The sequence below is a fragment of the Nakamurella sp. UYEF19 genome, from assembly GCF_040546275.1.
In the GTDB taxonomy this organism is placed as follows: Bacteria; Actinomycetota; Actinomycetes; order Mycobacteriales; family Nakamurellaceae; genus Nakamurella.
On record NZ_JBEPNO010000014.1, the window covers coordinates 47,847 to 63,934 of the forward strand.

Consider the following 16,088-nt stretch of genomic DNA (forward strand, 5'->3'; position numbering starts at 1 on the left):
GGGCGCGATCAGGCGTAGCCAGCCGAGCGCCTCCGATCTGCGTCACAGCAGGTGCCGGGGCGGTCGGCTGCTTCATCTGGCCGTGGCCGCGGGAACCCGGCCAATCGCAGCGCGTGGGAGCATGAGGTGGTGGCTGATCGCAGGAACAAGACCGTCCGGGACATGACCATCTCGATGGGCGTCATCGTCGTGGGTGTGCTGATCCTGGGCATCCTGAACGGCGGCTTCTCGTTCTCACCGGGCAAGGCGTCGGGCGGTATCGCTGCCACCGCGGACGTCCAGGGCCGGTTCGGCACCGCCGGCCGAACTGCCGGGTTCGCGGTGATCGTGCCCAAGGGCGTGCCTGCCGCGTGGAAGGGCAGTTCCTTCTCCATCACCGATCCGCCCGGTACCAAGGAGGCGCCGCCGACGGTGCGCGCCGGCTGGCTGACCCCGGACGGTTCATACATCACGCTGATCGAGTCGTCGGGGCCGGTGGCCGCGGTGCTGGGCGCGGAGATCGGGCAGACCAGCGGGGCGGTCAGCGGCACCGTCACCGCCGGTGGTGCGAGTTGGACCGTCAGCCCGGGTGTACGGCAGGAAACGGCCTGGACCCGGACGGCCGGCGCAGTGACGCTGCTGATCACCGGCAATGCCACCGTGGCCGACTTCACGACGCTGGCCGGGACGATCGTGGCCTGACGGGCGGCCTCCGAACATGACGACTCCGGCGGCACCATGACGGGCTCTTCTTCCCCGGTGATGGAAGCTGTTCGTGCCGAACCGGTTTCGCAGTCAGTCGTCGCCGTCGGCGCGGGCCAGTGCGACCTCCACCCGTTCGCGGGCACCCTCGAGAAAGCGATTGCAGACGCCGGCCAGATGCTCGCCGCGCTCCCAGAGTGAAAGCGACTCGTCCAGGCTCAAGCCGCCGGATTCCAGCTTCGACACCACGGCGGCCAGTTCGTCGCGGGCCAACTCGTACGTCGCGACCGCCGCCTGGGTATCCGCGGCCGCTGACTGTGGAGCGTCGACGTCAGCGTTCTTCGGCTTCTTCGCCGGGGTCCTGGCGGCTTTCGGCGCAGTGGGTTCGGTTGGTTCGGTCGGGTCGCTCAACGGGATGTCCTGTTCTTCGCCGGGGTTCTCCGGTCGGTCATGAGAATTGTTCCGCACCCGCACTGGTCGCCGCCAACGCGCCGTCGGCGACCCGGATACGCAAAGCCGTGCCGGCTGGAGCCTGGCCGACCGACCGCAGGATGGTGATGCCGACCTGCACCACCGCGTAGCCACGGGCCAGGGTGGCCGCCGGCCCGAGCGCCAGCAGCTGAGCGCGCCGATGGGCCAGATCCCGATCCATGCCGTCGAGCCTGGCGGCGATCACCGATCGGGCCCGTTCCCGGGTCCGTCGTACCCCGTCGGCCCTGACGAGCAGGGGGCTCATCGGGTCCTGCAGGACCGCGGCGGAGGTCAGCCGCCCGAGCCGCGCTGACTCGGTATCGACCCATCCGGTGAGTGCTCGCCGGGCTCTGGCCCGCAGTTGCTCGACACCGCGGCTCTCGGCGGCCGCGTCCGGGACGACCCGCTTGCCGGCATCCGTCGGCGTCGAGCAGCGCACATCGGCGACATCGTCGACGATCGGGTGGTCGGGCTCGTGGCCGATCGCGGAGATCACCGGCGTCCGGCAGTCGGAGACGGCGCGGCAGAGGGTTTCGTCCGAGAACGGCAGCAGGTCCTCGACCGATCCGCCGCCACGGGCCAGCACGATGACGTCGACGTCGGACGCCCGGTCGAGTCTCTGCAGCGCGTCGATGATTCCGGTGACAGCGCCCACACCCTGGACGGCCGTGTTCTCGACCCGGAACCGGACGGCGGGCCACCGGGCGCGGGCGTTGGCCAGCACGTCGGACTCGGCGGCGCTGGCGCGGCCGGTGATCAGACCCACCGTGCGCGGGAGGAAGGGCAACGGCTTCTTCCGCGCCGCCGCGGTGAGGCCCTCGGCGGCCAGCAGGCGCCGGACCCGCTCGAGGCGGGCCAGCAGTTCACCCAGTCCGACGGGGTGCAATTGGTCCAGCCGGAACGAGAGCGAACCCCTCGCCGGATAGAACTCGAACTGTCCGTGGACCACCACCCGTGACCCCTCCGTCGGGGGAACCGGGAGCGAGGCCAGCAGCGCCCTCGAGCAGGTGACCTGCACGGACAGGTCGACCGATGGGTCGCGGAGCGTCAGGAAGGCAGTGGCGGACCTGATGTTGAGCTGGGCGATCTGGCCTTCGATCCATGCCGCCGGCGCTTTCGAGATGTACTCCGCCATGCGCTGGGACAGCGCCCGTACCGGCCAGGGATTCTGTCGGGTGGTGTCACCGGCCCGGAGCGGACGGCCCTGGGGGCCGCCGCCGGTCGGTTCGGTCACCGATGCTCGTGTTGGAGGGTGGTCATCCGGTTGGTCAGCAGCGTGAGGAAGGCCGCCCGTTGCGGTCCCGCTTCCTCCTGGGCGAGCAGGGCCCGCACGACGGGCAGGTCAACGGCCAGCAGGCGTTCCTTGAGCTCCGAGACGCTCAACTGGTGGTCCGGGCCGATCAATTGGCCGTCGGGCAGGCCTACTCCGGAACCTGGGTGGCTCCGGACGCCGGCGGGGCCGCCCGCGGTCGAGGGGCGGGCCGAGGTACGGCGGTTGGACATGGCTTCCGTGACGTTGTCCGCTGTGGTGGGGGTGGCCGTTCCCGTGGCTCTGGTGGCTGTGGCGGCCGGCGTGGTGGTGGCCGTGGTGGTGGCTGGCGTGGGAGTGCCGGCCGGCGTGGCAACCGCGAGAGTGCCGGTATGGCCGGAACCAGCAGCAGGGCGTCGGGGCTTGCGGACCGGGCCGACCTTCGGCGTCTTCGGGGGCGGGGGGGCCGTGGCCCGCGCCTCGGCTGCGTCGGCGGCATCGCCGGGCGTGACGACCCGGGCGGGCATCGCAGGACGAACCGGAATGCCCTTGCTCGCCGGCCGCCGGCCGCCGGCCGGTGCTGCGGCGGTCAGCCCGGTCGCTGTCCTGCCGGTCGCCATCGGGCCGGTCGCCGCCGGGCCGGTCGCCATCGGGCCGGTCGCGGTCGGGCCGGTTGCCGTCGTCGGGGCCGACGCCGGGCTCGCCGACGCTTCTGCTGGTCCCGGTGCTGGTGGTGTCAACCGGGCAGAGGCTGGGTGGTCATCGCTCTCGCCGCCGCCGTTGTCGACAGCTTCGTGGACCCCGTCCCCGTCTTCATCCTCGTCGAACGTTGCCCAGGGCGGGTTCTCCTGCGCTCCGCCGGTGATCCCGGACAGCAGATCGTCGCCGCGGGTGGCCAGCTCGGCGACCTCCTGACGCAGTCGCATCGAGGTCTTGAAGACCTGCCCGACCACAGTGACGCCAAGGGTCGGAAGTTCCTCGGGCAGCTTGGTGATGCGGTCGATGGCCGTGCCCAGGAGGCCGGCGGCGACGCGGATACCGATGGGCAGCGTGATGGCCATTGCTCCAGGGTGCCCCATGGTCGGCGCTGGCATGCGGTCCGGGGTCATTCGTGTCGACTGCGATCGGGAGAGCAGCGCGGCGCTGCCGCCTACGATGGAGACCATGACTGCCCCCGCCAAACGAGTTCTGCTGGCCCGCCCCCGCGGCTATTGCGCCGGGGTGGATCGTGCGGTGATCACGGTCGAGAAGGCGCTGGAGCAGTACGGCGCACCGGTCTACGTCCGCAAGCAGATCGTCCACAACAAGCATGTGGTGGCCACTCTGGAAGCCCGCGGAGCGATCTTCGTGGAGGAAACCGAGGAGGTTCCGGAGGGCGCCCTGGTGGTGTTCTCGGCCCACGGTGTTTCGCCAGCTGTGCACGAGGAGGCCGCCCGGCGTGATCTCCGGGTGATCGATGCCACCTGCCCTCTGGTCACCAAGGTGCACAAGGAGGCCAAGAAGTTCGCCTCGGAGGGCTACGACATCCTGCTGATCGGACACCGCGGCCACGAAGAGGTCGAGGGAACCCAGGGCGAGGCGCCCGACGTCATCCAACTCGTGCAGGACGCCTCCGACGTGGATCGGGTCGAGGTGAAGGATCCGGAGAAGGTCATCTGGCTGTCGCAGACCACCCTGTCGGTGGACGAGACCCTGGAAACCGTCGATCTGCTGCGCCGCCGGTTCCCGCTGATGAGTGCACCCCCGAGCGACGACATCTGCTACGCCACGCAGAACCGTCAGGAAGTGGTCAAGCAGATCGCGCCGGACTGCGACCTCGTCATCGTGGTCGGATCACAGAACTCGTCGAATTCGGTTCGGCTGGTCGAGGTGGCTTTGGACGCCGGGGCCCGGAGCTCCTACCTGGTGGACTACGCGCACGAAGTGGACGAGGCGTGGCTCGAGGGCGTCACCACGGTCGGTCTGACCTCCGGTGCTTCGGTTCCCGAGGACCTGGTCGAGGGAGTGCTCGAATGGCTCGCCGCACGCGGGTTCGGCGATGTCCAGGAGTTCACCGCGGCGACGGAGACGTTGACCTTCTCCCTACCCAAGGAACTGCGCCGGGACCTGCGTCCTGCCTGATTCGTCGGCCGGACCCGTCACACGTTGGCGCGTTGCGGGGCGGGAGCCTTCTTCGGCCGGCGTAGTGGCTGCGCGAAGATGCGGATGACGCACAGCAGAACGGCGACGGCCGTCCCGATCAGCATCGTCGGGAAGGCGTCGACGACCTTGATGAGCGTGATCGTCATGCGCTCGGTCGCCAGCAGACGCAACGAGATGTAGATGACCACCACCATGACCAGTGGAGCCTGGACCATCGCAGTGAAGATCGAGCCACGTCGGACCAGCACTGCGGCCAGAGCCACTCCCGCCACGAACCCGATGCGGAAGCCCCAGGTCAGTACACCGGAGACCAGGCCGTCGAAGGTGGCACCGAGCGCAGTCAGCAGGACGGCGACCAGAACGGCGGCCCAGGAGGGAATTCCGGTGATCGTCGGCACCGCGGACGCGTTGGCCAGGGTCGGCCTGGACGGCACCGGGCGGTTGTCAGGCGTGTTCACCCCCTCACGGTAGCGGGAGATGCCCGATTTTCGGTGATCGTCGCAGCGCACGGCACCGAACCCACGGGAGGAAGCAGTCCGAAATTCTCACCCCACGGCGTTTCCCGGGGCCTGTCCGAACACCCGGTGCTGACCGGAGGCGAGGTCGTCAAGGGTCAGGTGGTGGGTCGCCATCTCGACCACCGGTGGATCTGGTGTGCCGTCTGCGGCAAGCCACTCGGGTGCCTGAGGTCTTCGCGGGGTGGTCAGCACCGGTTCCGGGCTGGGCAGATCCAGCGTGCTGACGCCGAGATCGGTGAAGCGGCGGGCTGTGACCATGACCCGGCTCTCGATCGAGCCGACGGCGCTGTTGTAGGAATCGACGGCGCGTTCCAGCCCGTTGCCCAGCCGCGAGAAGTGCGAGCCGAGAGTGGCCAGACGACCGTGCAATTCGAGTCCGAGCGCATGGATCGCCTCGGCCGACTCCGACAGTCGCTCCTGCCGCCAGGTGAAGGCGACGGTCCGGAGCAGGGCGATCAGCGTGGTCGGGGTGGTGATCACCACCTTGCGGCTGAAGGCGTACTCGGTGAGGCCCGGGTCGACCGTCATCGCCGCATCCAGCAGTGGCTCACCCGGCACGAACATCACCACGAACTCCGGTGATGGCTGGAAGTGCTTCCAATAGGACTTGGCGGCGAGAGCGTCGACGTGGGCACGCACGGCCCTCGCGTGCAGACCCATCAGTTGGCGCTGACGCATCTCGTCGTTGCTCTCGCGGGCTTGCAGCCAGGAGTCGAACGGGACCTTGGCGTCCACCGGGATGTGCCGCCCGCCGGCCAATCGGACGATCATGTCCGGCCGGACCCCGGCGGCGTCCGCGACAGCGGCGGACACCTGGGTGTCGAAGTCGCAGTGCTCGAGCATCCCGGCCAGTTCCACGATGCGCTGGAGCTGGACCTCGCCCCACCGGCCGCGGACGGCGGGCGCTCGCAGCGCACCGACCAGCGACCTGGTCTGGGCGCCCAGCTCGGCTGACGTGCGATGCAGGGCCGTCACCTGTTCGTAGAGGCCGGCGTAGGCGCCGGCCCGATCGCGCTCCACCTCGCGCAACCGTTGCTCGACCCGAACCAGGGCGTCCGACGCCGGAGCCAGCAGTGCCGCCACCTCGAGCGTCGGGTTCGTTCTGCCGGCGGAGTTCTCGCGCCACCACCCCGCGGCCAGGGCGATGCCGATCCCGACGCCGACCGCGATGAGAAGGGCGCCGATCAGCAGCCCGGTTGCGTTCATGCCGATAGCTTCCCCCGGGGCACCGACAGTCTTCCCCGGGAGCTGTCGGGGTGGCGCGTCAGGTCTCACGCTCTGGTCCTGCGTCCCACAGGCTGAGACGCGAAGGCGAGGCGCCTGGGTATCGGCGCGGTATGCTCGGCACCGTGTCCGTCCAGGGAGTTCCGTTGGTGTGCCGTCGCGAGATCGATCTCTCGCGCGTCTCCAGCGCTGCCTGTTGCGCTCAACGCTGACCCCGCCGCTCTTTCCAGCCGTCGGGTATGCGTTGACGGCCCGGATCGCCATGCTCCGGATTGATTGCCGCTGACACGTGCCCGGCTCACCTCCGCAAGGATTCGCCGTGCCTTCAGCCACACCCCAGATTGATCGGTCCGTGACCGACTCCCGCGTGACCGCGGCCGAGATGACGTCGGTCCGCCCCGCTCCCGATGCCGCCGGCGCCCCGCGCCCGGCGCGGAAGCGACCGGACGCCGGACGCGGGCAGGGCCAGTGGGCGATGGGTCACCGCGAGCCACTCAATCCCAACGAGCGGATGAAGAAGGACGACGACGGCCTGCACTGCCGGGCGCGGATCGAGAATATCTATCGCCACACGGGTTTCGACGGTATCGACCCTGGTGATCTGCGGGGCCGTTTCCGTTGGTGGGGCCTCTACACCCAGCGGGCCCCTGGCATCGACGGTGGCCGCACGGCGGTGCTGGAGCCGCACGAGCTCGAGGATCCGTTCTTCATGCTGCGGGTCCGCGTCGACGGTGGGCTGTTGACCACGGCCGCGCTGCGGACGATCGGGGAGGTGTCGACGCGCTACGCCCGCGACACCGCGGATCTGACCGATCGGCAGAACATCCAGTTGCACTGGGTCCGGATCGAGGACGTCCCGGACATCTGGGAGGCCCTGGAAGGCGTCGGGCTCAGTACCGCCGAGGCGTGCGGCGACGTCCCCCGGGTGGTCCTCGGGTCGCCGTTGGCGGGGATCGCGGCGGACGAGATCATCGACGGCACGCCCGCGATGCAGGCGATCCTGGACCAGTTCATCGGTTCGGACGAATTCTCCAACCTCCCGCGCAAGTTCAAGACGGCGATCTCCGGTTCGCCGCGTCAGGACGTCGCGCACGAGATCAACGACATCTCCTTCGTCGGCGTCGTACACCCGGAGTTGGGTGCGGGATTCGACGTCTGGGTCGGCGGCGGACTGTCGACGAACCCGATGCTGGCGCAACGACTCGGGGTCTTCGCGACCATCGAGGAGATCCCGGAGATCTGGAAGGGCGTCATCTCGATCTTCCGCGACTACGGATACCGGCGGCTGCGGAACCGCGCCCGGCTGAAGTTCCTGGTCGGCGACTGGGGCATCGCGAAGTTCCGCGAGGTGTTGGAGACCGAATACCTCCACCGGACGCTGACCGACGGCCCGGCACCGGCGGTCTGGGAGGGCCCGCGTGACCACGTCGGGGTGCATCCGCAGAATGACGGCAAGTTCTACGTCGGGATTGCTCCGACCGTTGGCCGGGTCAACGGGAAGCTGCTGACCGACATCGCGAACCTGGTCGAAGCGCACGGTTCGAGCCGGGTGCGGGCCACCACCGAGCAGTCCCTGGTGATCCTGGACATCGAGGCCGATCAGCTGGCGTCGTTGCAGGCCGGCCTTCTGGAGTTGGGTTTGCCGACCACGCCGTCGACGTTCCGGCGGAACATGATGGCCTGCACCGGTTTGGAGTTCTGCAAGTTGGCGATCGTCGAGACCAAGGCGCGCGGTATCGCGCTGGTCGACGAACTGGAGAAGCGGCTCGGCGATCTGGACGTGCCGTTGACCATCAACATCAACGGTTGCCCGAACGCCTGCGCACGGACGCAGATCGCCGACATCGGGCTCAAGGGCATGATCGTCACCGATGCCGACGGCGAACAGGTCGAAGGCTTCCAGGTGCACCTGGGCGGCGGTCTGGGGCTCGACGCCGGGTTCGGGCGCAAGGTCCGCGGCCACAAGATCACCGGTGACGAGCTTCCTGACTACGTCGAGCGGATCGTCAACTCCTACACCGCATCCCGCGAGCCGGGTGAGCGCTTCGCCAGCTGGGTCGCGCGCGCCGACGAAGGTGCGTTGAGATAACGGATGTCTGAAAATCGCGCACCCGCGCAGTATTGCCCCTACTGCGGCGAGACGAACCTGTGGCCGCACGAGGAGTCCCACGGTGCGTGGAGCTGCCGCGACTGCCGTCGCGTGTTCGCAGTGAGATTCATCGGACTTGCCGGCGCCGGGAATTCTTCCTCGGTTGCCGGCGCTGCGCAGGATGCAGCCGCCGGCGCTGCGGTCAGTGGAACACCGGGCACAGCCCACGAAGGGGTTACCCGATGATCACCACAGTTCGCTCCGCCGTTGATCTCTCGGCTGCCGCTGCCAGGGGTGCGGCCGAGTTGGAGGGCGCGACGGCCGAGCAGATCCTCACCTGGGCGGTGGAGGAGTTCGGTGACGGCCTTGCAGTGACCGCGTCGATGCAGGACACCGTGCTCGCGCATCTGGCGGCGCGGGTGAAGCCGGGGATCGAGGTGTTGTTCCTGGAGACCGGCTACCACTTCGTGGAGACGATCGGGACGGCCGACGCGGTGGAAGCCGTCTACGACGTCAAGCTCCGCCGGCTGCTGCCGTTGCAGACCGTCGCGGAGCAGGATGCCCAGTACGGGCCGGAGCTGTTCTCCCGCAACCCCGATCTGTGCTGCGCGTTGCGCAAGGTGGCGCCGTTGAACGCGGCGATGGACCAGTACGACGCGTGGGCAACAGGTCTGCGCCGTGCGGAATCAGCCTCCCGCGCGAACACCCCGGTCGTGTCCTTCGACGAGAGGCGTGGCCGGGTGAAGATCGCCCCGCTCGCGACCTGGTCGGACGAGGACGTCGACCGCTACGTCCTGGAATACCACGTGTTGGTGAATCCGTTGCTGTCAGCGGAGTATCCGTCGATCGGCTGCGAACCGTGCACCCGCCGGGTGGCGCCCGGCGAGGACGCGAGAGCCGGCCGCTGGGCCGGCCTGAGCAAGACCGAATGTGGGTTGCACACGTGACGAGCACACAGACCGCGGACACCGCCGCGAATCCTTCAGCGCCGGGTCGGGCGGTCGGCGTGACCCTGTGGCTGACCGGCCTGCCCAGCGCGGGCAAGACGACGTTGGCCTTCGCCCTGGCCGATCGGCTGCGGGCCGCCGGTGTCGACGTCGAGGTGTTGGACGGTGACGAGGTGCGGACGCACCTGTCGGCCGGGCTGGGATTCTCCCGCGCCGACCGGGACACCCACGTGGACCGGATCGGTTTTGTGGCCGAGCTTCTCGCGTCGCACGGAGTGGTGGTCCTGGTGCCGGTGATCGCGCCCTATGCCGCCGCGCGTGACAAGGTCCGTTCCCACCACGAGGCGAACGGCACGGCAATCCTGCAGGTGCACGTGTCGACCGCGGTGGAGGTCTGCGCGCAGCGGGACGTCAAGGGTCTGTACGCCAAGGCTTTTCGGGGTGAGATCACCTCGATGACCGGGGTGGACGATCCCTACGAGATCCCGGACCACCCGGATCTGCGGATCGACACCGCCGTCCTCGACCAGGCCGGCGCCGTCGGGAAGTTGCTGGATCTGCTGTCCACCAAGGGAGTATCCCGATGAACGCAGTGTCAACGAGCGCGGAGACGGACGTGGTGCCGCAGGCGTTGTCGGCCGCCGGCCATGCGCGTGGTCATCTGAAGGCGTTGGAGTCCGAAGCCATCCACATCCTGCGGGAGGTGGCGGGCGAGTTCGAGCGTCCGGTGATCCTGTTCTCCGGCGGCAAGGACTCCATCCTGGTGCTCCACCTGGCGCGCAAGGCCTTCCATCCTGCGCCGATCCCGTTCTCGCTGCTACACGTGGACACCGGCCACAACTTCCCGGAGGTCATTGCCTACCGCGATGCCGTCGTCGCGGCGGGCGATCTGCGGCTGAAGGTCGCGCATGTGCAGGACTGGATCGACGACGGCCGACTGTCCGAACGTCCGGACGGGACGCGGAACCCGTTGCAGACGGTCCCGTTGGTGGACACCATCGCGGCGGAACGCTTTGATGCGGTGATCGGCGGGGCCCGCCGGGATGAGGAACGCTCGCGGGCCAAGGAGCGGATCTTCTCCCTGCGTGATGGTTTCGGCGGCTGGGATCCTCGTCGTCAGCGTCCGGAATTGTGGGATCTCTACAACGGGCGACACGCACCGGGTGAGCACGTCCGGGTGTTCCCGATCTCCAACTGGACAGAGTTGGACGTCTGGAACTACATCGAGGCCGAGCAGATCGTGTTGCCGGACATCTACTACGCCCACGATCGTGAGGTGTTCAACCGCAGCGGCATGTGGCTGTCCCCTGGTGAATGGGGTGGCCCGGTCGGCTCAGAGGTACTGCAGCGCAGGCAGGTTCGGTACCGGACGGTCGGCGACATGTCGTGCACCGGAGCGGTCGATTCCGACGCAAGTGATGTGGCCGCGGTGATCACCGAGATCATCGCCACCCGGATCACCGAACGCGGCGCCACCCGCGCCGACGACAAGCTCTCCGAAGCCGCCATGGAAGACCGCAAGAAGGAAGGGTACTTCTGATGGGCGAGGTCTCCCTGAATCACACCGGCTCGACCGCCGCAGTTCTGGGCCAACCAGGGCTGCCGGCGACGGATCCGAGCCGTCCGGCGTCCTCGGTGCGCGGGCTGTTGCGGTTCGCCACGGCCGGGTCGGTCGACGACGGCAAGTCCACCCTGGTCGGCCGGCTCCTGCATGACTCCAAGTCGGTCCTGTCGGATCAGCTGGACGCGGTGGAGCGGACCTCGGCCGCGCGTGGTCTGGACAGCCCCGACCTCTCGTTGCTCGTCGACGGACTCCGCGCCGAGCGGGAACAGGGCATCACCATCGATGTCGCCTACCGCTACTTCGCCACCGGCGTCAGGAGTTTCATCCTCGCCGACACGCCGGGACACGTGCAATACACCCGCAACACCGTGACCGGCGCGTCGACCGCTGATCTGGTGATCATCCTGGTCGATGCCCGGACCGGCGTCATCGCGCAGACGCGCCGTCACGCCGCGGTAGCGGCATTGCTGGGGGTTCCGCACCTGCTGCTGGCGGTGAACAAGATCGACCTGGTCGACTTCGACCGGAACGTCTTCGATTCGATCGCGGCCGAGTTCGACCGCTATGCGGTGGATCTGGGAATCGGGGAGGTCACCGCGATCCCGATCTCGGCGTTGCACGGCGACAACGTGGTGACCCGCTCCGAGCGGATCGGCTGGTACGACGGCCCGAGCATCCTCGAACATCTGGAGCAGGTCGACCTCACCGACACCGCCAGCGCCGGCCAGTTGCGGTTCCCGGTGCAATACGTGATCCGGCCCCGTTCCGCGCAATATTCGGACTACCGCGGGTACGCCGGTCGGATCACCGCCGGGTCGGTGCGTCCGGGCGATGAAGTCGTGGTGTTGCCGTCGGGTCGCCGTAGCAGCGTTGCCCTGATCGACACCGCGGACGGCGCCAAGGATGTCGCGGTGGCCGGTGATTCGGTGACACTCCTGTTGGCCGACGACGTCGACCTGTCCCGCGGGGACCTGATCGCCGGCATCGGTGTCGGCACGGATGTCGAGTCGAGCGGGGCGCCGGAGCCGGTGACGGAGTTCTCCGCGACGGTGACCCAGTTGGCGGACAAGGGGTTGCGGCCCGGCATGCGGGCGTTGTTGCGATACGGCACCGCCACCCACCGGGTGATCGTCTCGCGGCTCGAGCACCTGCTGGACATCGATACCCTGACCGAACATCCCGCCCCGGACGCACTGTCGCTCAACGACATCGCGCAGGTCACCCTGCGCACCGTCGAAGGAGTTCCGGTGGAACCGTTCCGCCCCGGCGGCGCCGTCGGTTCCCTGCTGGTCATCGACCCCGCCGACGGCACCACCCTGGCCGCCGGGATGGTCGGAGACCGCCGGGCCGCGCTGCGTGCGAGTTTCGCCGAGGCCGGCGACCTGCCGTCCTCCGACGTCGATCCGGCGACCGGGCGATGTCGACCCGAGACCGATCTTCTCCCCCCGGGCAACGCCTCCGCAGCGCGCGAGGCAGCCGTGCCCTCCGACAACTTCCCGACTCCCGGCCCGTAGCGGTCCGGTTCCGAAAGGCTCTCCTATGCCAGGCTCCCTGGTTCTCCGTCGTTCCAGACTCCTTGCTCGTTCCAGACTCTTGGCCGCCGCGGTGCTCGCCGGCGTCGTCGCCGTGACCACTGCGTGCGGTTCCAGTTCCACCGCCGCATCCACCACCGGATCAACCACCACAGGCGCCGCTTCGTCGGCCGGCGGAGGTGCAGTATCCGCTGCGGCCGTCACGTCGGGCGCAGCCGGCACAGCCGCCGGAACCCTTCGGCTGGGCTACTTCGCGAATGTCACCCACGCGGCTGCCGTGCTGGGGGTGGCGGACGGCACATTCACAAAGGCTTTGGGCAGCACCACACTCGATACCCAGGTCTTCAAAGCCGGTCCAGCGGCGATCGAGGCGTTGAACGCCGGCGCCATCGATGCAGCCTTCCTCGGGCCGAGCCCGGCGATCAACTCCTACGTGAAGTCGAAGGGCGATTCGCTGCGCATCGTCGCCGGAGCCACCGACAACGGTGCGTCCCTGGTGGTGAAGGCCGGGATCAACTCCGTGGCCGACCTCAAGGGCAAGACCATCGCGACGCCCCAACTGGGTGGGACCCAGGATGTCGCGCTACGGGAGTACCTGTTCAAGGCCGGCTTGAAGGTGCAGACCAACGGCGGCAGCGACGTCGACGTGGTGAACCAGGACAACTCGCAGACGCTGGACCTGTTCAAGTCAGGCCAGGTGGACGGCGGCTGGTTGCCCGAGCCGTGGGCCTCACGGCTGGTCGAGGCCGGCGGCAAGACCCTGGTCGACGAGAGCACGTTGTGGCCGAACAAGGAATTCCCCACCACCATCCTCATCGTCGGCAAGAAGTTCCTGGACGAGCACCCGGACACGGTGCAGGCGTTGATCTCCGGCGAACTGGCTGCGGCCGCGGAGATCACCGCGGACCCGACCAAGTCGTCGGCGGCGATCAACGATGCCATCGGCACGCTGACCGGCAAGAAGCTGTCGGACTCGGTGATGAGCAGTTCGTTCAAGAACATCAAGGTCACCTACGACCCGCTGGCCTCCACCTACACCTCCTCCGGCCAGCATGCGGTGGACGGTGGCCTGCTCAAGACGGTCCCGGACATCAACGGCATCTTCGATCTGCGCATTTTGAACAAGTTGCTCAAGGCGTCCGGCCAGAGCCCGGTCAGCGCCGACGGTCTCGGTCAGGAGTGAATTGATGACGACCCTCGCTGAAGCGTCCGTCGATCTGGACGAACTGGATTTCAACCAGGACGATCCCCGCGTGGTGCCGCCCGCGCCGGCACCCGCGCCGGAGGTCACCCCCGGCGTCCTGATCGACGGCGTGTCCAAGGTGTTCCGCGGTCCGGGCGGCAACGTCGCGGCGTTGGACAACATCAACCTGTCCGTCGCGCCCGGCGAGTTCGTCTGCCTGCTGGGCGCCTCCGGGTGCGGCAAGTCCACCCTGCTCAACCTGATTGCCGGGCTGGACCAGCCGACTGCCGGCACCGTGGGCACGGCGGGGCGGCCGGCGCTGATGTTCCAGGAGGCCGCGTTGTTCCCGTGGCTGACCGCTGGGGCGAACATCTCCCTCGCGCTGAAGCTGGCCGGAGTGCCGCGGGCTGCCCGTGCCGTTCGGGTGGAGGAACTGCTGGAACTGGTCCGGCTCGGCGGCACCGCGAAGCGCCGGATCCACGAGCTGTCCGGCGGGCAGCGGCAACGGGTGGCACTGGCTCGGGCGCTGGCGCAGAACGGGCAGGTGCTGCTGATGGACGAACCTTTCGCCGCGTTGGATGCGATCACCCGGGATGTGCTGCACGACGAGCTGACCCGGGTGTGGAAGCGCACCGGGAACAGCGTGGTGTTCGTGACCCACAACGTCCGCGAGGCCGTCCGGTTGGGTCAGCGCGTGGTGTTGCTGTCGTCCCGTCCCGGTCGGGTGGTGGGCGAGTGGAAGGTCGACATCAAGGGCCCGCGCACCATCGAACACCCGGAGGTGTCGGCGTTGGCGGCGGAGATCACCCTGCGACTGCGGGAGGAGATCGCCAGCCATGCCCACGCTTGATCTGAACAAGACCTCCGGATCGGGGGTGACTCTCGAGCAGGGCCTGAACGCCGTCGGCGCCGAGGAGCAGTTGGAACGCGAGGACACCGCGGCGGTCGGTGCCGGCCTGGACGCCCTGGAGACGCACGTCGTCACTCGGCGTCCCGCCTGGAAGCGTTTTCTATCGGGTTTCTACCCGCCGCTGATCGCACTGCTTGCGTTCCTCGGGCTGTGGGAGTTGGCCTACGTGCGGAAGTGGGAGCCGGAATTTGCCCTGCCGTCTCCGGCCAGCGTCTGGACCACGTTCGCATCGATGGTCTCCGATGGATCAGCGGGCAGCGTGATCTGGACCAGCGTCAGCCGCGGTCTGATCGGGTTCGCCGCGTCCATCGTGCTCGGCACGGCGATCGGTCTGACGCTTTTCCGGTTCAGGTGGTTGCGGTCGTCGGTCGGCCCTCTGCTCAGTGGCCTGCAGTCTTTGCCTTCCGTCGCATGGGTGCCGATGGCGGTGCTCTGGTTCGGCCTGGGCAGCGGGTCGATCTACGCCGTCGTGCTGCTCGGCGCGGTGCCGTCCATCGCCAATGGCCTGCTCTCCGGGATGGACCAGGTACCGCCGCTGCTGTCCAGGGTGGGCAAGGTGCTCGGTCTCGGGCAGCTCGGTCTGATGAAGGACGTGCTGATCCCGGCCTCACTGCCGGGTTATCTGGCCGGGCTCCGGCAGGGGTGGGCCTTCTCCTGGCGCTCCTTGATGGCCGCCGAACTGATCGTCACCTCCTCCAAGCTCGGGTTGGGCCTCGGGGGTCTGATGAACCAGGGCCGTGACCTGTCCGATCCGCCGACGATGTACACCGCGCTGATTCTCATCTTCCTGGTCGGAATCGGCATCGAGCTGATCTTCTTCCGTCCCGTGGAGCGGGTGATCCTCTCTGCCCGAGGTTTGACACCCGCAGCCCGGTGACCGGGGTGGCTACCTTCGTCGGCCCGCCATTGGTCGGCCTGGCCCACGGCAGTCGTGACCCGCGGGCAGCGGTGGCCATCGACGAACTGATGGCGGCCGTGGCTGCCCTTCGACCCGGTCTGGTGGTCACTTCGGCTTTTCTCGATCTCGCGGAGCCGGACCTGACCACGGCCGTCATCCGGCTGGACACGCCCGGTGCGATCGTCCTCCCGCTGCTGTTCGCGCAGGCTTTTCACGCCAGAGTTGATGTGCCGGAGGCGGTTCGCGCTGCCGCGGCCGCCGCCGGCACCGAACTGACCACCGGCGAGATCCTCGGATTGGGGCCCGAGGTGCTGGCCGCGCTCCAGGACCAGGCGCGCCGGATCGGCGTGCGGCAGGACCAGGAGATCCTGCTGCTGGCGGTCGGGACCTCGGATCCCGTCGCCAACGAGGCCGTCGCCGACCTGGCTCTGCTGTGGTCGTCGGTCCGTCGGGCACCAGTCCGCGCGGTGTTCGCCACAGCAGCTCCACGAGCCAGCGAGGCGCTGGACGAGGAATGGGCGACACCACCGGCGGTGGTCTCGCTGTTCCTCGCGCCGGGCCTGCTGCTCGACCAGGTCGGCCGCCGGGCATCCGAGCTCGGCGTAGCGGTGACCGAACCGCTCGGCGTGGCCATGGCCCAGCTGGTGCTCGACCGGTACGACGATGCCCGCCGCTGACCC

General features: G+C 68.6%; 16 protein-coding genes. 11 read left to right on the forward strand and 5 right to left on the reverse strand.

What is annotated here, in order from left to right; translation table 11 throughout:
* Positions 1-129: 129 nt before the first annotated feature.
* Positions 130-681 (forward strand): DUF4245 domain-containing protein, encoded by a 552-nt coding sequence (locus ABIB25_RS18295; RefSeq protein WP_354529923.1) that lies wholly within the window; start codon positions 130-132, stop codon positions 679-681.
* A gap of 93 nt (positions 682-774) precedes the next feature.
* Here the strand turns inward: ABIB25_RS18295 and ABIB25_RS18300 are convergent, their stop codons facing one another.
* Genes ABIB25_RS18300 through ABIB25_RS18310 form a run of 3 tightly spaced genes read right to left on the reverse strand, consistent with a single transcriptional unit; the run spans position 775 to position 3,462 of the window.
* Positions 775-1,092, reverse strand: coding sequence for an exodeoxyribonuclease VII small subunit (locus tag ABIB25_RS18300; RefSeq protein WP_354529924.1), 318 nt, complete (start codon positions 1,090-1,092; stop codon positions 775-777).
* 37 nt (positions 1,093-1,129) lie between these two features.
* Complete coding sequence (xseA, locus tag ABIB25_RS18305; RefSeq protein WP_354529925.1) at positions 1,130-2,386, reverse strand: exodeoxyribonuclease VII large subunit; 1,257 nt, start codon at positions 2,384-2,386, stop codon at positions 1,130-1,132.
* Positions 2,383-3,462, reverse strand: coding sequence for a hypothetical protein (locus tag ABIB25_RS18310; RefSeq protein ID WP_354529926.1), 1,080 nt, complete (start codon positions 3,460-3,462; stop codon positions 2,383-2,385). Before ABIB25_RS18310 ends, xseA begins: the two co-directional genes overlap by 4 nt.
* A 94-nt stretch (positions 3,463-3,556) precedes the next feature.
* Here ABIB25_RS18310 and ABIB25_RS18315 point away from each other — a divergent pair, with 94 nt between their 5' ends.
* Positions 3,557-4,522 carry a 4-hydroxy-3-methylbut-2-enyl diphosphate reductase gene (locus ABIB25_RS18315; RefSeq protein ID WP_502919849.1) on the forward strand — a complete coding sequence of 322 codons (966 nt, stop codon included), beginning with the start codon at positions 3,557-3,559 and terminating at the stop codon, positions 4,520-4,522.
* Positions 4,523-4,539: 17 nt separating this feature from the next.
* On the opposite strand, the gene ABIB25_RS18320 is transcribed toward ABIB25_RS18315, so the two are convergent.
* Positions 4,540-5,001 (reverse strand): DUF6542 domain-containing protein, encoded by a 462-nt coding sequence (locus tag ABIB25_RS18320; protein ID WP_354529928.1) that lies wholly within the window; start codon positions 4,999-5,001, stop codon positions 4,540-4,542.
* 87 nt (positions 5,002-5,088) lie between these two features.
* Positions 5,089-6,267, reverse strand: a complete 1,179-nt coding sequence (locus ABIB25_RS18325) for a DNA recombination protein RmuC (RefSeq protein WP_354529929.1) — start codon at positions 6,265-6,267, stop codon at positions 5,089-5,091.
* Between the two features lie 400 nt (positions 6,268-6,667).
* Between ABIB25_RS18325 and ABIB25_RS18330 the strand changes: the two genes are divergently transcribed.
* From ABIB25_RS18330 to ABIB25_RS18370, 9 genes are all read left to right on the forward strand, one after another.
* Positions 6,668-8,374 (forward strand): nitrite/sulfite reductase, encoded by a 1,707-nt coding sequence (locus ABIB25_RS18330; protein ID WP_354530017.1) that lies wholly within the window; start codon positions 6,668-6,670, stop codon positions 8,372-8,374.
* A 242-nt stretch (positions 8,375-8,616) separates the two neighbouring features.
* Entirely contained in the window at positions 8,617-9,321 is a 705-nt protein-coding gene (locus ABIB25_RS18335) for a phosphoadenylyl-sulfate reductase (RefSeq protein WP_354529930.1), read from the forward strand.
* Positions 9,318-9,908 (forward strand): adenylyl-sulfate kinase, encoded by a 591-nt coding sequence (gene cysC, locus ABIB25_RS18340; RefSeq protein WP_354529932.1) that lies wholly within the window; start codon positions 9,318-9,320, stop codon positions 9,906-9,908. Before ABIB25_RS18335 ends, cysC begins: the two co-directional genes overlap by 4 nt.
* Entirely contained in the window at positions 9,905-10,861 is a 957-nt protein-coding gene (cysD, locus tag ABIB25_RS18345) for a sulfate adenylyltransferase subunit CysD (protein WP_354529933.1), read from the forward strand. Before cysC ends, cysD begins: the two co-directional genes overlap by 4 nt.
* A gap of 95 nt (positions 10,862-10,956) precedes the next feature.
* Positions 10,957-12,399, forward strand: coding sequence for a sulfate adenylyltransferase subunit 1 (locus ABIB25_RS18350; RefSeq protein ID WP_354530018.1), 1,443 nt, complete (start codon positions 10,957-10,959; stop codon positions 12,397-12,399).
* A 25-nt stretch (positions 12,400-12,424) separates the two neighbouring features.
* A complete protein-coding gene (locus ABIB25_RS18355) occupies positions 12,425-13,600 on the forward strand; it encodes an ABC transporter substrate-binding protein (RefSeq protein WP_354529934.1) in 1,176 nt (391 codons plus the stop codon).
* Positions 13,601-13,604: 4 nt separating this feature from the next.
* Entirely contained in the window at positions 13,605-14,450 is an 846-nt protein-coding gene (locus ABIB25_RS18360; protein ID WP_354529935.1) for an ABC transporter ATP-binding protein, read from the forward strand.
* On the forward strand, positions 14,437-15,387 hold the full coding sequence (locus ABIB25_RS18365) for an ABC transporter permease (protein ID WP_354529936.1): 951 nt from the start codon (positions 14,437-14,439) through the stop codon (positions 15,385-15,387). Before ABIB25_RS18360 ends, ABIB25_RS18365 begins: the two co-directional genes overlap by 14 nt.
* A gap of 5 nt (positions 15,388-15,392) precedes the next feature.
* Entirely contained in the window at positions 15,393-16,085 is a 693-nt protein-coding gene (locus ABIB25_RS18370; RefSeq protein ID WP_354529937.1) for a sirohydrochlorin chelatase, read from the forward strand.
* The last annotated feature ends 3 nt before the right edge of the window (positions 16,086-16,088 follow it).

What these genes read in the sequence shown, in the direction of transcription:
- ABIB25_RS18310 (WP_354529926.1), bottom strand. Translation starts at nt 3,462, where the DNA reads ATGGCCATCACGCTGCCCATCGGTATCCGCGTCGCCGCCGGCCTCCTG.
- ABIB25_RS18315 (WP_502919849.1), top strand. Translation starts at nt 3,557, where the DNA reads ATGGAGACCATGACTGCCCCCGCCAAACGAGTTCTGCTGGCCCGCCCC.
- ABIB25_RS18325 (WP_354529929.1), bottom strand. Translation starts at nt 6,267, where the DNA reads ATGAACGCAACCGGGCTGCTGATCGGCGCCCTTCTCATCGCGGTCGGC.
- ABIB25_RS18330 (WP_354530017.1), top strand. Translation starts at nt 6,668, where the DNA reads ATGACGTCGGTCCGCCCCGCTCCCGATGCCGCCGGCGCCCCGCGCCCG.
- ABIB25_RS18335 (WP_354529930.1), top strand. Translation starts at nt 8,617, where the DNA reads ATGATCACCACAGTTCGCTCCGCCGTTGATCTCTCGGCTGCCGCTGCC.
- cysD (WP_354529933.1), top strand. Translation starts at nt 9,905, where the DNA reads ATGAACGCAGTGTCAACGAGCGCGGAGACGGACGTGGTGCCGCAGGCG.
- ABIB25_RS18355 (WP_354529934.1), top strand. Translation starts at nt 12,425, where the DNA reads ATGCCAGGCTCCCTGGTTCTCCGTCGTTCCAGACTCCTTGCTCGTTCC.
- ABIB25_RS18360 (WP_354529935.1), top strand. Translation starts at nt 13,605, where the DNA reads ATGACGACCCTCGCTGAAGCGTCCGTCGATCTGGACGAACTGGATTTC.
- ABIB25_RS18365 (WP_354529936.1), top strand. Translation starts at nt 14,437, where the DNA reads ATGCCCACGCTTGATCTGAACAAGACCTCCGGATCGGGGGTGACTCTC.